Source organism: Blautia sp. AF17-9LB (assembly GCF_003479185.1).
In the GTDB taxonomy this organism is placed as follows: Bacteria; Bacillota; Clostridia; order Lachnospirales; family Lachnospiraceae; genus Fusicatenibacter; species Fusicatenibacter saccharivorans.
Genome location: NZ_QUGU01000020.1, coordinates 1 through 17,625, shown reverse-complemented (window position 1 = coordinate 17,625; position 17,625 = coordinate 1). Strand labels below are relative to the sequence as shown.

General features: G+C 41.6%; 20 protein-coding genes and 1 pseudogene. 18 read left to right on the top strand and 3 right to left on the bottom strand.

The annotated features are described in order from the left end of the window. Positions 1–2 precede the first annotated feature (2 nt). From DWX00_RS16920 to DWX00_RS16885, 9 genes are all read left to right on the top strand, one after another. Positions 3–1,160 (top strand): polysaccharide pyruvyl transferase family protein, encoded by a 1,158-nt coding sequence (locus DWX00_RS16920; RefSeq protein WP_118595838.1) that lies wholly within the window; start codon positions 3–5, stop codon positions 1,158–1,160. After that, positions 1,161–2,339 (top strand): Coenzyme F420 hydrogenase/dehydrogenase, beta subunit C-terminal domain, encoded by a 1,179-nt coding sequence (locus tag DWX00_RS16915; RefSeq protein ID WP_118595837.1) that lies wholly within the window; start codon positions 1,161–1,163, stop codon positions 2,337–2,339. It abuts the gene before it with no gap. Between the two features lie 47 nt (positions 2,340–2,386). Continuing rightward, the gene (locus tag DWX00_RS16910) at positions 2,387–3,574 is read left to right on the top strand and encodes a Coenzyme F420 hydrogenase/dehydrogenase, beta subunit C-terminal domain (RefSeq protein WP_118595836.1); all 1,188 of its coding nucleotides are present in this window, start codon (positions 2,387–2,389) and stop codon (positions 3,572–3,574) included. A 16-nt stretch (positions 3,575–3,590) separates the two neighbouring features. Further along, positions 3,591–4,850, top strand: a complete 1,260-nt coding sequence (locus DWX00_RS16905) for a hypothetical protein (protein ID WP_118595835.1) — start codon at positions 3,591–3,593, stop codon at positions 4,848–4,850. A gap of 6 nt (positions 4,851–4,856) precedes the next feature. Next, a complete protein-coding gene (locus tag DWX00_RS16900; RefSeq protein WP_118595834.1) occupies positions 4,857–6,296 on the top strand; it encodes a flippase in 1,440 nt (479 codons plus the stop codon). A gap of 29 nt (positions 6,297–6,325) precedes the next feature. After that, the gene (locus tag DWX00_RS16895; RefSeq protein WP_199669521.1) at positions 6,326–7,270 is read left to right on the top strand and encodes a glycosyltransferase family 2 protein; all 945 of its coding nucleotides are present in this window, start codon (positions 6,326–6,328) and stop codon (positions 7,268–7,270) included. A 23-nt stretch (positions 7,271–7,293) separates the two neighbouring features. Then, positions 7,294–7,656, top strand: coding sequence for an acyltransferase (locus tag DWX00_RS19505; protein WP_118613310.1), 363 nt, complete (start codon positions 7,294–7,296; stop codon positions 7,654–7,656). A 196-nt stretch (positions 7,657–7,852) separates the two neighbouring features. Continuing rightward, on the top strand, positions 7,853–8,755 hold the full coding sequence (locus DWX00_RS16890; RefSeq protein ID WP_118595832.1) for a sugar phosphate nucleotidyltransferase: 903 nt from the start codon (positions 7,853–7,855) through the stop codon (positions 8,753–8,755). Between the two features lie 40 nt (positions 8,756–8,795). Further along, a complete protein-coding gene (locus DWX00_RS16885) occupies positions 8,796–9,125 on the top strand; it encodes a hypothetical protein (protein WP_118595831.1) in 330 nt (109 codons plus the stop codon). A gap of 79 nt (positions 9,126–9,204) precedes the next feature. On the opposite strand, the gene DWX00_RS16880 is transcribed toward DWX00_RS16885, so the two are convergent. Beyond that, complete coding sequence (locus tag DWX00_RS16880) at positions 9,205–9,759, bottom strand: ImmA/IrrE family metallo-endopeptidase (RefSeq protein WP_118595830.1); 555 nt, start codon at positions 9,757–9,759, stop codon at positions 9,205–9,207. Between the two features lie 45 nt (positions 9,760–9,804). Next, positions 9,805–10,206 carry a helix-turn-helix transcriptional regulator gene (locus DWX00_RS16875; RefSeq protein ID WP_118595829.1) on the bottom strand — a complete coding sequence of 134 codons (402 nt, stop codon included), beginning with the start codon at positions 10,204–10,206 and terminating at the stop codon, positions 9,805–9,807. Positions 10,207–10,490: 284 nt separating this feature from the next. On the opposite strand from DWX00_RS16875, the gene DWX00_RS16870 reads away from it, so the two are divergent. After that, positions 10,491–10,697, top strand: coding sequence for a hypothetical protein (locus tag DWX00_RS16870; RefSeq protein ID WP_097776605.1), 207 nt, complete (start codon positions 10,491–10,493; stop codon positions 10,695–10,697). Between the two features lie 57 nt (positions 10,698–10,754). Here DWX00_RS16870 and DWX00_RS19755 read toward each other — a convergent pair whose 3' ends face one another. Beyond that, positions 10,755–10,895: a hypothetical protein gene (locus DWX00_RS19755; RefSeq protein ID WP_158578896.1), complete on the bottom strand. Its 141-nt coding sequence runs from the start codon at positions 10,893–10,895 to the stop codon at positions 10,755–10,757. Between the two features lie 231 nt (positions 10,896–11,126). On the opposite strand from DWX00_RS19755, the gene DWX00_RS16865 reads away from it, so the two are divergent. From DWX00_RS16865 to DWX00_RS16830, 8 genes and pseudogenes are all read left to right on the top strand, one after another. Continuing rightward, complete coding sequence (locus DWX00_RS16865) at positions 11,127–11,762, top strand: sigma-70 family RNA polymerase sigma factor (RefSeq protein WP_118552728.1); 636 nt, start codon at positions 11,127–11,129, stop codon at positions 11,760–11,762. A 496-nt stretch (positions 11,763–12,258) separates the two neighbouring features. Beyond that, positions 12,259–13,155, top strand: a complete 897-nt coding sequence (locus DWX00_RS16860) for a DUF6017 domain-containing protein (RefSeq protein WP_118595828.1) — start codon at positions 12,259–12,261, stop codon at positions 13,153–13,155. 13 nt (positions 13,156–13,168) lie between these two features. Next, entirely contained in the window at positions 13,169–13,864 is a 696-nt protein-coding gene (locus DWX00_RS16855; RefSeq protein ID WP_158578894.1) for a phage antirepressor KilAC domain-containing protein, read from the top strand. Between the two features lie 4 nt (positions 13,865–13,868). Beyond that, positions 13,869–14,054, top strand: coding sequence for a hypothetical protein (locus DWX00_RS16850; protein WP_118539045.1), 186 nt, complete (start codon positions 13,869–13,871; stop codon positions 14,052–14,054). Positions 14,055–14,095: 41 nt separating this feature from the next. After that, entirely contained in the window at positions 14,096–14,596 is a 501-nt protein-coding gene (locus DWX00_RS16845) for a PcfB family protein (RefSeq protein WP_118595826.1), read from the top strand. A gap of 134 nt (positions 14,597–14,730) precedes the next feature. Next, positions 14,731–16,482: pseudogene (locus DWX00_RS16840) on the top strand (VirD4-like conjugal transfer protein, CD1115 family); the annotation flags it as partial. A gap of 248 nt (positions 16,483–16,730) precedes the next feature. After that, positions 16,731–16,946, top strand: coding sequence for a Maff2 family protein (locus DWX00_RS16835; protein ID WP_097776607.1), 216 nt, complete (start codon positions 16,731–16,733; stop codon positions 16,944–16,946). Between the two features lie 64 nt (positions 16,947–17,010). Further along, on the top strand, positions 17,011–17,625 hold a 615-nt coding region (locus DWX00_RS16830; protein WP_330417008.1), incomplete at its 3' end, for a VirB6/TrbL-like conjugal transfer protein, CD1112 family.

Here is a 17,625-nt window from a genome sequence, read left to right as displayed (position 1 = left end):
GTATGAAAAAAATCGGATTAGCAGTATGCTATGACACAAAAAATTTCGGAAGTCAATTACAGGTGCTTGCCACCGTAAAAAAAGTTGAGGAGCTTGATTGTAAGTCGGAAATAATTCGTTATAAGAAAAAAATAACGCCAACTTTTATTGTTCAAACAATTCCTAGATTATTTAATATCTCGTTTGTGAAATCGAAACTTTCTGGAAACCAAAAAGATAATGCACTAAAAAGCAAACCTTTTTATCAGGCACAAGTGCAACAACGAAATCAACGGTTTGATGCTTTTGTAGATAAGTATTTTGCTCCATTGTTTTCGGAATCTTATGGTGGTTGGGAAACACTTGTGGCAAAATGCAAGAAAAACTATGATGCATTTCTTTGTGGAAGTGATCAGCTTTGGTTGCCGAATAATCTGGGAAGCCATTTCTACACGCTTGAGTTTGCACCGGACAATAAGACGAAGGTTGCATATGCAACGAGTTTTGGAGTGAGCCAAATTCCAAATTCTCAAAAAAAGGCTACCGCAAAATATTTGAACCGTTTTCAGCATTTGAGTACCAGAGAACTTGCTGGACAAAAAATCATTAAAGAATTAACAGGAAAAACGGCTCAGGTAGTATGTGACCCAACCTTGCTATTTGACGCAGAGGGATGGAAACAAATGCTCCCGGAAAAGAAAGTTGTAGAAGAACCGTATGTGTTCTGCTATTTTTTGGGAACAAATGAAGAGCATAGAAGGATTGCAAATGAGTTCAAAAACAAGACAGGGCTAAAACTGGCTACTTGTCCGTTCTTGGATAATTATGTGGAATGTGATTTGAACTTTGGCGATATTCAGCTCTTCGATATTGATGCAGCTGACTTTGTAAATTTGATTCGTCATGCTGAGTATATTTTGACAGATTCTTTCCACGGCTCTGTTTTCAGCATTCTGAATCACAAAAAATTTATGACGTTTAACCGCTTTAATGCAGGAGCAAATTCAAGAAATAGTAGAATTGATAGTCTCTGTACTTTGTTGGGACTGAGCGAAAGAAGATATAGTGGAAATGTTATGGACGTCAAAAATGGCATTGATTACAATGCTGTTGAAGAAAAATTGAAAAAGTTAAGAGCAGAATCTGCTAAATATCTTAAGGATGCCTTGAAGGAAAATTAAATGAAAAATGTATATACGAAAAAAGAAAATTGCTGTGGGTGTACAGCGTGCTATAGTATTTGTCCAAAACATGCCATTAGTATGAAACCAGACCAGGAGGGATTCTTATATCCAATAATAGATGCATCAGAGTGTGTTGGCTGTGATCTTTGTAAAAAGGTTTGCCCAACACAAAAAAACATGCCTTTAGAATCTTTTGAAAGACATGGTTATGTTATTAGGGCCTTGGATCAGAGTGTTGTTTCAAGAAGTACGTCGGGCGGTTTTGTGTCTCCTTTAGCTGATTGGATTAGCAAACAAGGTGGCGTTATCTGTGGCGCAACATATGATAAAAATTTCAAAGTTGTGCATGTAATATCCGGGGGGGGGCAAGCATTCCGAGGCTCAAAATATGTTCAAAGTGATTTAAAAGATTGCTTTACGGAGATAAAGAAACATATAGAGAAAAAAACAGTTGTATGCTTTATTGGTACACCCTGTCAAGTTTGCGGATTGAAGTCTTTTTTAGGAAAAGAATATGATAATCTTGTTACAGTTGATGTGGTATGCCACGGAACTCCTTCACCAAAGATGTGGGAGAAGTATCTAAACTTGCAAAAAAGTAAATATCATTCAGAAATAGAGAGCGTCGCTTTTAGATATAAAACGTATGGATACCATAGTAGCACAATGCGTATTGCGTTTAAAAACGGAAAAAGCTATTTCGGAAGTGCACGAGTAGATTTAATGCTCAAGAGCTTTTTTGAGGGACTATCGTCAAGGCCAAGCTGTTATAAGTGTCATTTTAAGACATTGGAGCGGTGTAGTGACTTTACTATCTATGATTGCTGGAATGCAGAGAAATTGGTTAATAACCTAATTGATGATGATAAAGGATTTACAAACTTAATTGTTCAATCTTCCAAAGGAGAAAAAATACTGGAAGAAATAAAAGATAAATACGAGTTGTATTCTGTGGATCTAAAAAAGGCAGCAGATTTAGATGGTGTTATGATTTGGAATTCAGCACAACCTCATCCGAAAAGAAATGAATTCTATCATGGGATTGACGAGGAATTATTGGATAATCATGTTCAAAAATTTGCCCCGATAAAAGTGAAAGATTATTTAATAGAATACTCAAAAAAATATTTGTATAATATGAGTGCATTTCGATATATAAGAAATAAATTAAGGTGATAGTCCCTTGATCTTCTGAATGAATAGTATTCTTCAGGAGATATATTATGATTAAAATTCTAAATAAATCGGATTGCTGCGGATGTTCAGCTTGCGCTAATATTTGCCCTAAAAGAGCGATTGAAATGATGGCAGATGAGGAGGGATTCTTGTATCCGAATATTGATTTGAAAGAGTGCGTGAAGTGCGGCTTGTGTGAAGATGCTTGCCCAATAAAAAATCCTAAGCCCTTTAAAACAGAAGTTAGAAAGACATACGAAATCCAGTGTAAAGATGACGATGCTTTGAAAAGAAGCGCATCAGGAGGATTTATGAACTTAATAGCTCAGTATGTCTTAAATAGAGGGGGATGCGTTTGTGGAGCAGCATATTGTGAAAATAATGAAGTAAGACATGTCATAATTGATTCATTTGCAGATGTTTATAAATTGAGCGGATCAAAATATGTTCAAAGTCAAATTGGAGATTCTTACAAAATTATTGAAAGATACCTTAAAAATGGAATGTTGGTCTGCTTTTCTGGAACACCGTGTCAAGTGGCTGGATTGCAGACGTACTTAAAAAAAGATTATCAGAATTTGATTTTAGTAGAAGTCTTATGTGCGGGGGTGCCTTCACCTGAGTTATGGAAAAAATATCTAATATATCAAGAGGATAAATATAATTCTAAAATTGACAGTGTGAATTTTAGAAATAAAACATATGGCTATCAATGTAGCACGATGATGCTTTTATTTGAGAACGGAGACGTTTATTCACAAAGCGGTAGAACTGATCCGATGATGAAACTGTTCGTGAGTGGAATAGCAAAAAGACCAAGCTGCTATCATTGCCAATTTAAGGGTGACAATCGAGTTAGCGATTACACTATTTTCGATGGATGGAGTGCTGGAAAATTGGCAGGAATAAAAGATAATGATAAAGGTTATACAGCTGTTGTAGTTCATACTAAAAAAGCGGAAAAAGTATTTAATTCGCTCAAGGAAATGAACTGCTTTTGCGTAAATTACGAAGAAACAAAGATAGCTGATGGTATTATGTTTGACAAACAGCCGACAATGCATCCAGATAGAGGAGAGTTCTACAAGTATTTGTCAAAATATGGTATTGAAAAGGCAATTGAAAAATATATGCCAATAAAAAAAGTAGATAAGGTTAAAGAATATATGAAACCAGTACTTTATAAATTGGGCATTATTAAGGTGGCCAAACGAGTGAGACAGATTATAGAATAAGAAAGGAGTATAGTGAATGTCGCTGAAAATTAATAAGCATGTTTTAGTTTGGTCGATTATTACATATTTGTTCGTTTTTCAAAGAGCATTAGTAGGCTCGATTTCTATATTCAATTATATGGATGAGTTGTTTGCAATTATAGTTGGAATGAGCCTTGTGGCAAAAACTCTGAGTAAAAAAGTTCGATTAAATGCTGATGAGAGGACAATCTTATGGTTGCTAATTCTTGTCTGCATTATTGGTGCTATAGGAAATGCAGTGTCCGGATTGCTGACCCAGCCAATGTATATTGTTATAGATGTGATTTCGACTGTAAAGGTTTGGCTTGCGTATTATGCTATTGTTATGACGAATTGGCAAAGACACGTTTATGACGAATTGATACAGTTAATGGCTAAATGGGGAAGATTACTGGTTTGGATTATGCTGTTTTTCATGGTTTTTTCTCAAGTTGTTGACATAGGTATGACTGCATCAGCAAGATATGGCATTCGATCATTTCAGTTTGTGTATAATGTGCCAGGAAATTTTAGCAAAATGTTTTACTTTTTAATTCCGCTGTTGACAGCAGATTTGTGTTATAAATCAACTCTATATAAAAAAATTGCTATTGCGGGAGCTTTGGTCGTGTGGGCTTCAACAATGCGATCAAGAGCGTTTTCTTTTATAGCTGTTTTTTTGTTACTGGCAGTTTTTTTCTTCACATCTAATGGAAAAAAATGGGGAGAAAAAATTAGAAAAAAAATAAAGGTGGCATATATAATTCCGATTTGTGTAGTAGCAGTTGCGATTTGCTGGAATCAGTTGGTGTTCTACTTTACATCGGATACACAAGCAAGATCGGTTCTTTTGAGATTTGGTATCATGACAATGGTGACATATTTTCCGTTGGGAGCTGGATTTGGAACATTTGGCTCTGATGTTGCAGCTACACAATATTCTCCACTTTATAAGAAATACGGCTTTAATTCTATTTATGGAATGCGTCAAGGTGAAACATACTTCCTCAATGATAACTATTGGCCTATGGTAATGGGACAATTTGGCTTTTTTGGCACGATGTTAATTTTGGTAGCTTTGATTAAATTCATGCGAATGACAATAAATTCAACAAAAGAAAATAAGTATATGTATTTTTCTACTTTCTGTGCACTAGGCTTTCTCCTTTTGTCAAGCGTTGCATCAAAGAGTTATAGTGAGTTTAGTTCGATTTGTGTTTTTATTTTGATTGGTATATTTGTTAAACGTTCAAGAACAGTAGAGGAAAAAGGATAAGAAGATATGGAAAGAAAAGGCACAAAAGTTAATTTTTTGTATAATATGGTATATCAAGTGGCACTGATGATTTTGCCACTTATAACTATGCCATACGTATCGAGAGTTCTTGGTGCAGAGGGTATTGGAACATATTCATATACATATTCAATTGCTCAATACTTCTTACTGTTTGGAATGTTGGGAGTTGAAAATTATGGAAATCGTAGTATTGCGCGTGTTAGAGATGATGAACAGAAAAGAAGTGCTGTGTTTTCAAGCATCTATACATTACAATTTATAATAGCATCTATATCAGTTATAGTATATGTATTATACATTGCGATGTTTAGCGGAAATAAACTTTACGCGTTTCTGCAGGTCTTTTATGTATTAAGTGGAGTATTTGACATTAACTGGCTTTTTTTTGGAATGGAGGATTTTAAACTAACAGTTACTCGAAAAGTGTTGGTTAAGATTATTAATGTTGTCTTAATTTTTGCATTTGTTAAAACGAGTGCTGACTTATGGAAATATTTGCTTGTGCTTAGTCTTGGCTATTTTATTGCGCAATCATCAATGTGGTTGTTTGCTTCAAAGTATATAAAGTTTCACTTTACGAGAATAAATGAAGCGTTTAAGCATTTTAAGGATATCTTAATTTTGTTTATACCGTTGGTAGCAACGAGTATATATAGAATGATGGATAAAGTTATGCTTGGAAACTTTAGCACGATGCAGCAAGTTGGATTTTATGAGAACTCAGAAAAGCTAATTAATGTTTGTCTATGTGTGATTAGTGCTTTTGGTGCTGTAATGATGCCAAGAATGTCAAATTTATATGCTAGAAGCAAATATGACGAATGTAGGGATCTGTTTGTTCGATCGATGGAAATTGCAATATTTATTGGATGTGCAATTACATTTGGAATATCTTCTATTGCTAATGATTTTATACCTATCTTTTATGGAACGGGATATGATGCGTGTGTTAGTATAACAATAATGCTTTCGGCAACTGTGTTGTTCATTACATGGGCGTGCATAGTAAGGACGCTATATTTAATTCCAACAGAAAAGAATAAAGTATATATTTATTCTGTGTTTTTAGGGGCGGGAGTTAATGTGATTATAAATTGGGCGTTAATCCCGCGGCTGGCTTCAGTTGGAGCAGCAGTTGGAACAATAATTGCAGAAGTGACAGTGGCTGTTTATCAAACTATAATGGTAAGAAAAGAACTGGATGTTTCTCAATGTATGAAAAAGTCCGTCCCGTTTATTATATTTGGTAGTATTATGTTCTTGGTTGTAAAGATACTTCCATTTGAAGTTGGAGGGAATATTGGACGCCTCATTGCAAAAATTTTTATTGGAGCGATGGTGTATTTGGCGTTGTCAGCAATTTATTTCCTGAAAACAAAAAACAAACTATTTTATGATGTGATTGGGAAGCTTATGAAAATATAATGATTTTTGATGTTAGGAGGATGGAAGAAATGGTTTATATAGTTGTGCCTATATTTAATACGGAAAAATATTTGGAGCAATGCTTAAAATCTATTCACAAGCAAACATATCAGAATTGGAAATGTTTGCTTGTGAATGATGGATCAACTGATGGTTGCTCTCAAATTTGCGAAACTTTTGCGAATGGTGATTCCAGGTATGTGTATATATATGAGGAGAACAAAGGATTATCTGCGGCACGAAATAAAGGAATAGAGTGTGCCATAGATTTTAGCGGGGGGGGGCATGACTTCGTTTGCTTCGTGGACAGCGACGATTATATAGAACCTGATTATTTGGAAAAAATGTTGGAACCATATCAGGCTAATAGCAGTCTCGATCTTGTGATTTGTAATTATTTTAATGATAATACACCTAAAGAAAATAGCTTTATTACACAGTCGAAGTATGGAATTCGTGACCGAATTGAAACAATGAGAGAATTTGCAAATCCAAAAAGTTTTAAAGGATTTGCATGGAATAAGCTTTATAAGCTTGATTTGATTGAGCAAAATAATCTTCGCTATGATATGAATTGCATTTTGGTGGAGGATGCACTATTTAATCATCAGTATATGAGTTGCTGCATGCAATCGTATTATGTGGATTGCCCGTTGTATCATTATATTACAAGAAGCGACTCTCTGACGAATCAATCTTTTAAAGAGAAAAATTGGAAGCTTTTAGAGTCATATAGAAATATAATCAAATTTTGCGGCTTACAAAAAGATAAGGAACTGGATGTACTATTAAATGAAAATTATTTAAACCACGAAATAACTATATTGAAAAAGATGAAATTTTCTAAAACGCCTGTTGATAGAGAAAAAATGCAGTGGTTAAAAGAAAAAGTGAAAAGCGAGATCCGGAGTATTTGGTGTGCACATAATATTTCGCTAAAGAGAAAATTAATGGCAATATATTTGAGTTTTTGATGGGATAAGGAGAATGGATGTAAATGAAATGGGAGACTGTGGGTTGTTTAATATATCGAATTATTGCGAAGGTACATTATGTATTACTCTGCTGTTATTTGCGATATAATATTAAGGGAGATTCCAAATCCTTACTTATTTATGATAATCCTAAAGTAGTGTGCCCTGACAATTTGACAGTAGGAGAACATTGTTCGCTTAATGAGGGAAGCTTACTTCATTGCGTAGGAAATGTTGTTCTTGGAAATAATGTTACAGTATCTGCGGGTGCCAAGATTTTTTCGACACAATATGATGTAAGTCATTGGACAGAATCTGAAAAACACTATCATTTAAGGAAATCAGTATTTATAAATGATGGCTGCTGGATTTGTTCAGGGGGGTGATTCTCCCCGGAGTGTATATAAATGGAAAGAATGTTATAGTGGGGGCAAATGCAGTAGTTACTAGAGATATTAATGAAAGCAATGTGTTGGTTGCAGGAGTGCCTGCTAAGATAGTGAAAAAATATGAGTGAGGTAGAGGTGCATCTACAAAGATAAAAAACTCTTCATAATAAGGTTCAAAAGAAAAGAGAAAAAGATGAAAACAACATTACTTATCATGGCAGCCGGAATTGGTAGCCGCTTCGGAACGGGAATTAAGCAGTTGGAGCCAGTCGATGATGCAAACCATATCATCATGGACTACTCGATCCATGATGCGATTAAGGCTGGTTTCAACCATGTAGTCTTTATCATCCGCAAGGATATTGAGAAGGAGTTCAAGGAGGTTATTGGTGATCGTATTGCCTCTATTTGTTCTTCTCGCAATGTAACTGTAGACTACGCTTTCCAGAATATCAACGATATTCCGGGAGAACTTCCGGAAGGTCGGACAAAGCCGTGGGGAACTGGTCAGGCAGTGCTGGCGGCAAAGAGTGTAATAGACACTCCGTTTATTGTGATCAATGCAGATGACTATTATGGAAAAGAAGGTTTCAAGGCTGTCCATGATTATTTGATAAACGGCGGCAAGTCCTGCATGGCAGGCTTTGTGCTGAAGAACACGCTGTCAGACAACGGTGGCGTTACTCGCGGCATTTGCAAGATGGATGAGGAAAATAACTTGACCGAGGTTGTGGAGACTAAGAACATCGTAAAGACATCGAATGGTGCAGAAGCAGACGGTGTGGTCGTCGAGGTGAATTCTTTGGTTTCTATGAACATGTGGGGATTAACACCGGACTTCTTGGAAGTGCTGGAAGAAGGCTTCAAAGAGTTCTTTGAAAAAGAAGTAGTGCAGAATCCGTTGAAAGCAGAGTATTTGATTCCGACCTTCATCGGTGAGCTGCTGGAGCAGGGAAAGATGTCAGTGAAGGTTCTGAAAACCAATGATACATGGTATGGTATGACCTACCATGAGGATGTCGCAGCAGTAAAGGATAGCTTCAAGAAGATGCTGGAGAATGGTGTATACAAGGCTGATTTATTTTCAGATCTGTGATATACTTGAACTACTATAACAGGAAAGAGGTTTGTGTCCTATGCCCAGAACAAAAGGTAGCAAGAATAAGCCAAAGATGGTGACTGCCGATTTTGCAACACAGATTGCGGAAAAGCAGTCCGCGAAGGAAGCACTCACAGCGGAAATCGCATCCATCACCGCCAACATTGACACTTTAAAGGCTGACTTGAAAGAGAAGAAGACTGCTCTAAAGAAGGCCGAAAAAGAAGTGGTAACGCTGGAAGCGAAGAAGGCCAAGGCAGATGCCAAGGCAGCAGCAGAAGCGAAAAAGGCAGAAGCGGAATCCGTTCTGAAAAAGCTGCTTGCCGAAGGCATGAGTGCAGATGAGATCCTCGCAAAACTGAAATAACACGAAAAACCCGTAATGGACAGGCATAGCACGCCGTTCATTACGGGTTTTAGGGTTTTAGGGTTATAAGAACATAAGTTCATCCGGCGGCAACATCAAACTGAAAATGTGCCGGAAGGTTGAACTGTTTGATAAACGCATGGTGCTGGGCGTGATAGTGCCGTAGATCGTATCCCAGATGGTGCAGCTCAAGAAGTTTCACCAGCACCAGATTGAGGTGAATCCGTTTGGCTGCGGAAATTTGCGCCGCGTCCAACCCACGCTTTGTCATTTGATAGACTTCATCACTGTCCAGCATCAGGTGGGATGTGAAAGCGTTATGCTCGTAAAGAAGGATGTGCTTATCCTTAATGGTCAGAAACTTGTTCAGGGTATGCAAGTCCATAAGCAGCTGATGCTCCAGATAATGCCCCAGCGCATAGCCGCACACCATCTGCTTCGTCTGTTTGTCCAGCTGGCGATTGATAAGGATCAATGGCTTATCAAAATAGAGCGAAAGTAAACCCAACATATCTTTAATGCGGGATGTTTCACTGATGTCCAGACTGCAACTGCGCGCGATCTGTTTGATGTTGCGAGTTCCGGCATTTTGGACAAGTTCGTTGGCGGCTTGGTGAATAAATGCAGAATCCATAATGTGCTCTCCTTCCGGGGATAGCATAGTGAATAGAACAGTGGTTCACAGGTTCATTATTCGTTCCTTTTCTCGTTTTTGTTCTCGGTACTTAAAATAGGCTTTGTGCATTTCATACATGATGCCGTCCATATCCTGCGGGGTCAACTCTCCGCTGGCAAATAGCTCAGTAAGCTCAAATGCGAGATGCTGGGCTTCTATTTTGCCCTTTTTTCCGTAGGCTTCGGCGGCACGTTCGATAAATAAAGACTGATCCGGCTGTAAATAGGTCAGAGGTACATGGAATACATCGGCCATCTTTTCAAGCATTTCAATACTGCGAGGGTAGCGGCCATCACGCTCCCATCCGATGATCGTTCGTTTGTTGATACCCAGACATTGTGCCAATTCGTCCTGTGTTAAAGAATGTTTCTTTCGTAGATCGCGAACTTTCTCTCCAAATTTCATGTTTGCAACCTTTCTATGGCGTAGTTATCGTGCTGTAACAATGTGCAATGGAATTTGTAAATATTCAATCAGTAAGATGCAATAAATTTTCACATTTTCCTCTTGACACGGCGACATGACTTGCTTATAATATATGCTATATTCTATCATCTTTTGGATTATTATACCGTAAAAATCGTAAATATGCAAGCCGAAAAAGGTGAAAAAAGAGCGGAAGTTCAAAAGGTGAAATTGAATAGAAGAAAAAAAGAAATTTAAACCAACACAAAGGAGGCCGTGAGAAGATGAGCAACGGAGAACATGAAATCCGCACCCCAAAGGGGCTGCGGATCGGGAATCGCAGTGTCGTTGATGGAAAGAATATGCTTCAGATCAAGCGTGGTGGCTGTGAAGATTATATTTCTGCTGAATCTCTGGTGGAGTGTATTCACGGCCTTCCCGTGAAGAGTATCGAATTTTTCACAGCAGAGAACCAACGGAAAGAAGCCTGAAGCAGAGTGCTTCATCGACACTGAAAGCGCAGAGGCGGAATCTTAGGCGGCACCTGGTTAGCCGACCAGCTCCACCAGACGTTCTTTTGGGTCTACAATATAATATCTGTTTGTTAGAGCGATACCGTAGCAATATGTGATATAGGCCGGAACAGAATGAGCGAATGCAGCGCAGTAGTGCGCCTGTGAGTAACTCATCCTGTTCCGGTTTTTTTTAATTTTTTTTCAAAAACACCTTGCGAAATGCCCTTCCAGCAATTCTATATATGAGAGACTAAACATCACACCTTAAAAGTGAATCATGAAATAGCGATGCAGTAGGAGAAGTCTTAGACTTCCCGTTCAAAAAAAACGGGTAAGTCTGGGACAACTTTTGCTGCATTTTTTGTTTCAGACCGCCCGCAGCCAAAAGGCAGAAAGGTGGACATTATGATGACATTCAAGGAACTGAAAAAGCTTGTTAAACTTCCTTTGTACAAGGAACAGCGTGTTCCCACCGTGAAGGCTCTTGAGGAATCTGGCGTGTCGGTGGTAGCCGAGAAGATTCTGGAAAATCATGGAAGCATCAGTGTCTACCAAAATGGTTATGTGATTTATAGGGCGCATAAAAGAGTGACCGTTTTCTCGCTTCGTAACTGCGTACATTATAAATATGATGCATTGGAAGGTGCGGGGCATCACATTGAGGAAGAGGAATTTGATGAATACGAGTGGCACATCCGGCTGGTTCTGGAAGGAGAGGATCGTATTTTCATGAATTACGAAATCATTCAGGGAAAATGGATGCCATCCCGTGAGGACAGGGAGTATAGGGAAGAAATCCTAGAGGGAGTCGATGAAGCAGTGAGTACACTGGAAAGAATGATAAGTGAGGAAAGAGTGGAAGAGCTGCTCTCTACTTTGACTGATTTGCAGAGAAAGGTCGTCCACACTCATCTGTTTCATGGTCTGTCTTTCACAGAGGCAGCGAAACACCTTGGCATGACCCGCCAGAATCTTACCGGAATTTATAACGCAGCAATTTACAAGATACAGAAAAAGCACTTCCGGGCATTGTGCAGCTGATAACCTATACATAATCAAAAGATGAGCCGTCCAATCACAGAAAACACTCTGAATTGGGCGGCTCAAAAATTTTTTTGAATTTTTTTAAAACACCTTGCGAAATAGACCTTCTCCGATTCTAGGAGTGAGAGGACACAAAAAATCTCCATCCAAATCGGAAAGTTCATAAAAAGTTCAAAAACTTTTTTAAAAACACCTTGCGAAATGACCTTTCTCCGATTCTAAGGATGAGAGGACAATACAAAACCTCTCACATGAACCTTGAAAATTGAATAAGCCATCCCAGAGAGATACTTCTGATACTGAATGTGCATCCTGCGTGTCTTGTCAGAGAAAACGCCGCTGAAATATGGGGCAGGAACGGGCTGGGGCAGAATGGCAAAGCTCAAATAACAGCAGATACAATGCGGCGGAGTGTCGAAAGATGCTCCGTCGTAGGAATGTACTGTTATTTATAATAGTGCAAATCCAGCAAGAGGGGAGGTGATGAATCTACATGAAGTACCCGTATTTCAGAGGTCTGGAAGCAGACCGATACAGTTTCTACCGTGTGCCGAAAGCACTCATCAAGGTAGACCTGTTTGAAAAGATGTCCGGCGATGCAAAGCTGCTCTATGCGGTCTTGCTGGATCGGATGAATCTTTCGCTTAAAAATGGCTGGCAGGACGAGAATGGAAATGCCTACATCATCTGTACGATAGATGAGATCATGGATTCGATTCGATGTGCCAGACAAAAGGCGGTCAAACTGCTGGATGAGCTGGAACACGAATATCAGCTTGTTGAGCGGCGCAGGCAGGGCTTGGGAAAGCCAAACCTGCTGTATGTGAAAGACCTCTATGCGGGACTTTCACAATCGAATTACTGGAAGTATGAAAATCAAACTTCTGGTGGTTTGAAAAGCGAACTTCCGGGAGTATGGAAATCAAACGGAAGTAAGACTGATATAAATAATACTGATAGTAGTGAGACTGATCTAATCTATTCCGCACCGTATGTGGAAAACACAGCGAAAGAGATGCGGGAAGATGAAAGGTATCGCCTCTATTTTCAAGACAAGCTGGAAATCCCGATCTTAGAGAAGAACTTCCCGCATGACCGGGAAATCCTGATGGAGATTTTGGAACTGCTTGTGGAAACCGTGACCAGCAGAAAGAAGTTCCTGCGCATTTGCGGGGAAGAAAAGCCGAAAGAGGTGGTCAAAAGCCGCCTGATGAAGCTGGATTCCATGCACATCCAGTATGTAATGGAATGCCTGAAAAGCAATACCACACAGGTACGAAACATCAAACAATATCTGCTCGCCACACTGTATAATGCGCCGACCACGATTGACAGCTATTACGCTGCACAGGTCAGGCATGATTTCGGATGGGGCGGCAGAAGCAATTAAGGAGGACAATGCAATGAGCGTGTTTTTTATGGATTTCGATATGGCTCCCTCGGTAATCTGGGCGAGAGACCTGTACGACCAGATGCAGATTCAGAGTGACTTCCGCAAGTGGTTCCCCCGGATGTGCCAGTACGGATTTGTGGAGGGCCGGGACTATGAGTTCGTTCCCCGTGTCCGCCCGCAGGATGAGGGCGGGCGCACGGTGCAGCGGTATGTGAATGACTACCGGATCACGCTGGAGATGGCAAAGCAGTTGTATAAGCTCCATCACTTCCACAAAAATGACTGTTTCCGTAGCTGCGAAGGACAGCACTGCATGGGAGCGGATCACTGGATGCAGGCAGTCATTGAACTGCTGCATCAGCACAAGTGCAAAAGCCACGCGCCGCCGAAGCGTTTTTACGAATCACAGCCGCCCGATTCGCTTGTGACAACGACACAGATCGCAAAAGAGTACGGCTGCGGCGCAAAAGTGTTCAATCGTCTGCTCCATCTGCACGGTATCCAGTACCGGGCCAATAACCAGTGGGTGCTGTATGCAAAGCATCAGGATAAAGGATATACAGCAAACCTTGTTTTCCGGCTCCATCGGAGTGATGGCAGTGCAGTAGAAAAGCTGCATACGGCATGGACGCACAAAGGCAGGAAGTTTCTGTACCACGAACTGAAACGGCGTGGGATTCTTCCGATGGCAGAACAGGAGGGGTGAGCCTATGAACTTTACGAATAGCCCGTTTGAACGTATGATGCGCCAGCGTCCGGGAACGGACAGTGACCATCCCTGCATTTCCTGCCGGCACCGCAGGGAGTGCGGCTACATGATGCACCAGTGCAGAAAGAAATTTCGTTCGGTCTTTGGCGATACGGCTCCCCCGGTATCAGGCACAGTCAGTGTCTGATGCCGTTTGGATAAAACTATAAATCGGAAAGGAGGGCGCAGGTGCAGGATGAAGTAAACGAAAAAACGATGGCATTGTGCATCAAAGGCGGAAAAATCTCGGCGCAGCTTCTGAAAGCAGCACTGACAAAGCTGCTTTCAGAGATCGAGAAGAAAAAACAGCAGTCGAAGAAGATGGGAGGGCAGAACCGATGTAAGAGAGGAAAGCAGAGCATCAAGAGCCTGCAACAGAGCGGCGCACAGCTTACCAATATCGTTGTCACGGACAATAACATCAAGTCGTTTGACCGGGTAGCCCGGAAGTACGGCATTGATTATAGTCTGAAAAAGGCAGAAAAAGAGGGTAAAACCGAATATCTGGTCTTTTTCAAGGCGAAAGATGTAGACGTTATGACGGCAGCGTTCAAGGAATATACCGGAGTTTCGTTGAAAAAGGAACAGCGGCAGTCCATTCGCAAGAAGTTGGAGCAGGCAAAGGAGCGTGTGGCTAAACACCGGGAGATCACCAAAGAAAAGACGAAAGACAGAGGGCAGGTGCGATGAGCCAGAAAACGACCGCACAGAGTAAACGTCCGCGCAAAGCCCCCTCCAACCAGACAGGTGGAACGGCATGGGGCAAGAAAGCAGCGGCGGCAATCAGCGGAAAGATGCAGTCGGCAGATGTGAAGAAGCTGATCCTGCTGAATTTTCCGTACATCATCGCCTTTTACATGGTGGAGAAAGCCGCATGGCTGTACCGCTACTGTAATGGCGATACCATCGTGGACAGGCTGATGGTTCTTTTTATGAACTTCGGTCTGGCCTATAAGAGTTATCTGCCAAGTGTCCATCCGTTCGACTTGCTGGTGGGTCTGATCGGTGCAGCAGCACTGAAAGCCGTGATCTACTTTAAGGGGAAGAACGCAAAGAAGTATCGTCAGGGAGAGGAATACGGCTCTGCCCGGTGGGGCAATGCCAAGGACATTGAACCTTTTATTGACCCGGTATTCGAGAATAATGTGCTGCTCACCCAGACGGAACGGTTGATGATGAGCGGCAGACCAAAGCATCCGAAGTATGCCAGAAACAAGAATGTCATTGTGATCGGCGGCTCTGGCAGCGGCAAGACACGGTTTTTCGTAAAGCCCAATCTGATGCAGATGCCCGAAAAGGTCAGCTATGTCTGTACTGACCCGAAAGGTACGATCATCATTGAATGCGGAAAGATGCTCTCGGATGCCGGGTACAAAATCAAAGTCCTAAACACGATCAACTTCAAGAAGTCGATGCACTATAATCCGTTCCATTATATCCGCAGTGAGAAGGATATTCTGAAACTGGTCAATACCATCATCGCCAACACGAAAGGAGACGGCGAAAAGTCCGGCGAAGATTTCTGGGTCAAGGCAGAACGCCTGCTCTACTGCGCACTCATCGGCTATATCTACTATGAAGCCCCGGAGGAAGAACAGAACTTCTCCACGCTGCTGGAATTTATCAATGCCAGCGAAGCCCGCGAGGATGATGAAGAGTTCAAGAATCCGGTCGATGAACTATTTGAGGATTTGGAAAAGGCTAAACCAGAACACTTTGCCGTGCGGCAGTACAAAAAGTACAAGCTGGCGGCAGGTAAAACGGCGAAGTCCATTCTGATTTCCTGCGGTGCGAGACTGGCTCCATTTGACATTAAGGAACTGCGTGACCTGATGGCATACGACGAGATGGAGCTGGATATGCTGGGAGATCAGCGCACGGCAATGTTCGTTATTATCTCCGATACAGATGATACCTTCAATTTTGTGGTGTCGATCCTGTACACACAGCTATTCAATTTGCTTTGTGATAAGGCGGACGATGAACACGGTGGCAGACTTCCGTACCATGTGCGGCTGCTTCTGGACGAGTTTGCAAACATCGGACAAATCCCTAAGTTTGATAAGCTCATCGCCACCATACGCAGCCGTGAGATTTCTGCTTCGATTATTCTCCAATCGCAGAGCCAGTTAAAGACCATTTACAAGGATGCCGCAGAAACCATCATCGGCAACTGTGACACGATGCTGTTCCTTGGCGGCAAGGAAAGCTCCACCCTCAAGGAGATTTCTGAAACCCTGGGCAAGGAAACCATCGACCTTTACAACACATCGGATACCCGCGGCAACAGCCCCTCTTTTGGCACGAACTACCAAAAGACCGGAAAAGAACTGATGAGCCGGGATGAGCTTGCAGTCATGGACGGCAGCAAGTGCATCTTACAGTTAAGAGGTGTCAGACCATTCCTGAGCGATAAGTTTGATATTACCAAACATAAGCGGTACAAGGAACTTTCGGATTTCGACAAGAAAAACGAGTTCGACGTAGAACGCTACCTGAAACACGAACTGCGGCTGCTCACCACGGAAGAATTTGACCTTTATGAAGTGGATGTGACCGAACAGGCACAAGGATAAGGAAGGAGGCTTTTATCAACAGCAAGCGATACACCCTCCCACCCGTTCGGGCAGACCCTGAACAGGTGATCCGTATGACCGACACGAAATAACCACCATCTATCATGTGATTCCAAAAGGCTGACTTTATTGAAAATGAAAGGAGAAGCCAGAATCGCAGGAAGCGGGCAGCACCGAAGATGTGCCAGCCCGCTTCCCTTTTGGAATCGCAAATATTCATCAAATCTGCGGTCTGGCGAAAATAATATATGGAATTCTTTAATCAGTCTATTACCGTTCTGCAGACTCTCGTTGTGGCTATTGGCGCAGGTCTTGGCGTTTGGGGTGTTGTCAATCTGATGGAAGGATATGGCAACGACAATCCGGGTGCAAAGTCCCAGGGCATGAAGCAGCTCATGAGCGGTGGCGGCGTCATTCTCATCGGTACGCAGCTGATCCCTCTGCTCTCTGGTCTGTTCGGCTAAGCACCCGCGATAGGAGGTACTCCCGCCATTGTTCGATAATATTTTTGCAGCCATCGAAAAATGGATGCGGGAACTTCTGACAGGAATGGTGGAGTCCAACATGAGTACGATGTTCACGGATGTCAATGAAAAGACAAGTGAGATCGCGGCTCAGGTTGGACGCACTCCACAAAACTGGAACAGCAGCGTTTTCAGTATGATTCAGAACTTATCAGAGTCGGTTGTAGTTCCGATTGCCGGAATCATCATCACTCTGGTACTCTGCTATGAGCTGATCTCGATGCTGACCGAGCGAAACAACCTGCATGATGTAGATACATGGATGTTCTTCAAGTATTTTGTCAAGGCATGGGTCGCAATCTATCTGGTCAGCAATACGTTCACAATTACAATGGCAGTCTTTGACGTTGGACAATCGGTAGTTAATTCGGCTTCCGGTATCATCAACGGCGAGACTGCCATTGATGTTAGTTCGCTGTCCATGCAGATGCAGGCGGCGATGGCAACCATGGAGATCGGTGAACTGGTAGTGCTGGCTCTTGAAACCTTCCTTGTCAGCTTCTGCATGAAAATTATGTCGGTGGTGATAACTGTCATTGTCTATGGGCGCATGATAGAGATTTATCGCGCGTCCAGAAGCGCCGCTTTTCATCCGAAAGCGGTGCGCGGGCATTTTGGG

Coding starts and splice junctions, on each gene's coding strand:
- DWX00_RS16920 (WP_118595838.1), top strand. CDS start 3: ATGAAAAAAATCGGATTAGCAGTATGCTATGACACAAAAAATTTCGGA.
- DWX00_RS16915 (WP_118595837.1), top strand. CDS start 1,161: ATGAAAAATGTATATACGAAAAAAGAAAATTGCTGTGGGTGTACAGCG.
- DWX00_RS16910 (WP_118595836.1), top strand. CDS start 2,387: ATGATTAAAATTCTAAATAAATCGGATTGCTGCGGATGTTCAGCTTGC.
- DWX00_RS16905 (WP_118595835.1), top strand. CDS start 3,591: ATGTCGCTGAAAATTAATAAGCATGTTTTAGTTTGGTCGATTATTACA.
- DWX00_RS16900 (WP_118595834.1), top strand. CDS start 4,857: ATGGAAAGAAAAGGCACAAAAGTTAATTTTTTGTATAATATGGTATAT.
- DWX00_RS16895 (WP_199669521.1), top strand. CDS start 6,326: ATGGTTTATATAGTTGTGCCTATATTTAATACGGAAAAATATTTGGAG.
- DWX00_RS19505 (WP_118613310.1), top strand. CDS start 7,294: ATGAAATGGGAGACTGTGGGTTGTTTAATATATCGAATTATTGCGAAG.
- DWX00_RS16890 (WP_118595832.1), top strand. CDS start 7,853: ATGAAAACAACATTACTTATCATGGCAGCCGGAATTGGTAGCCGCTTC.
- DWX00_RS16885 (WP_118595831.1), top strand. CDS start 8,796: ATGCCCAGAACAAAAGGTAGCAAGAATAAGCCAAAGATGGTGACTGCC.
- DWX00_RS16880 (WP_118595830.1), bottom strand. CDS start 9,759: ATGGATTCTGCATTTATTCACCAAGCCGCCAACGAACTTGTCCAAAAT.
- DWX00_RS16875 (WP_118595829.1), bottom strand. CDS start 10,206: ATGAAATTTGGAGAGAAAGTTCGCGATCTACGAAAGAAACATTCTTTA.
- DWX00_RS16870 (WP_097776605.1), top strand. CDS start 10,491: ATGAGCAACGGAGAACATGAAATCCGCACCCCAAAGGGGCTGCGGATC.
- DWX00_RS19755 (WP_158578896.1), bottom strand. CDS start 10,895: ATGAGTTACTCACAGGCGCACTACTGCGCTGCATTCGCTCATTCTGTT.
- DWX00_RS16865 (WP_118552728.1), top strand. CDS start 11,127: ATGATGACATTCAAGGAACTGAAAAAGCTTGTTAAACTTCCTTTGTAC.
- DWX00_RS16860 (WP_118595828.1), top strand. CDS start 12,259: ATGAAGTACCCGTATTTCAGAGGTCTGGAAGCAGACCGATACAGTTTC.
- DWX00_RS16855 (WP_158578894.1), top strand. CDS start 13,169: ATGAGCGTGTTTTTTATGGATTTCGATATGGCTCCCTCGGTAATCTGG.
- DWX00_RS16850 (WP_118539045.1), top strand. CDS start 13,869: ATGAACTTTACGAATAGCCCGTTTGAACGTATGATGCGCCAGCGTCCG.
- DWX00_RS16835 (WP_097776607.1), top strand. CDS start 16,731: ATGGAATTCTTTAATCAGTCTATTACCGTTCTGCAGACTCTCGTTGTG.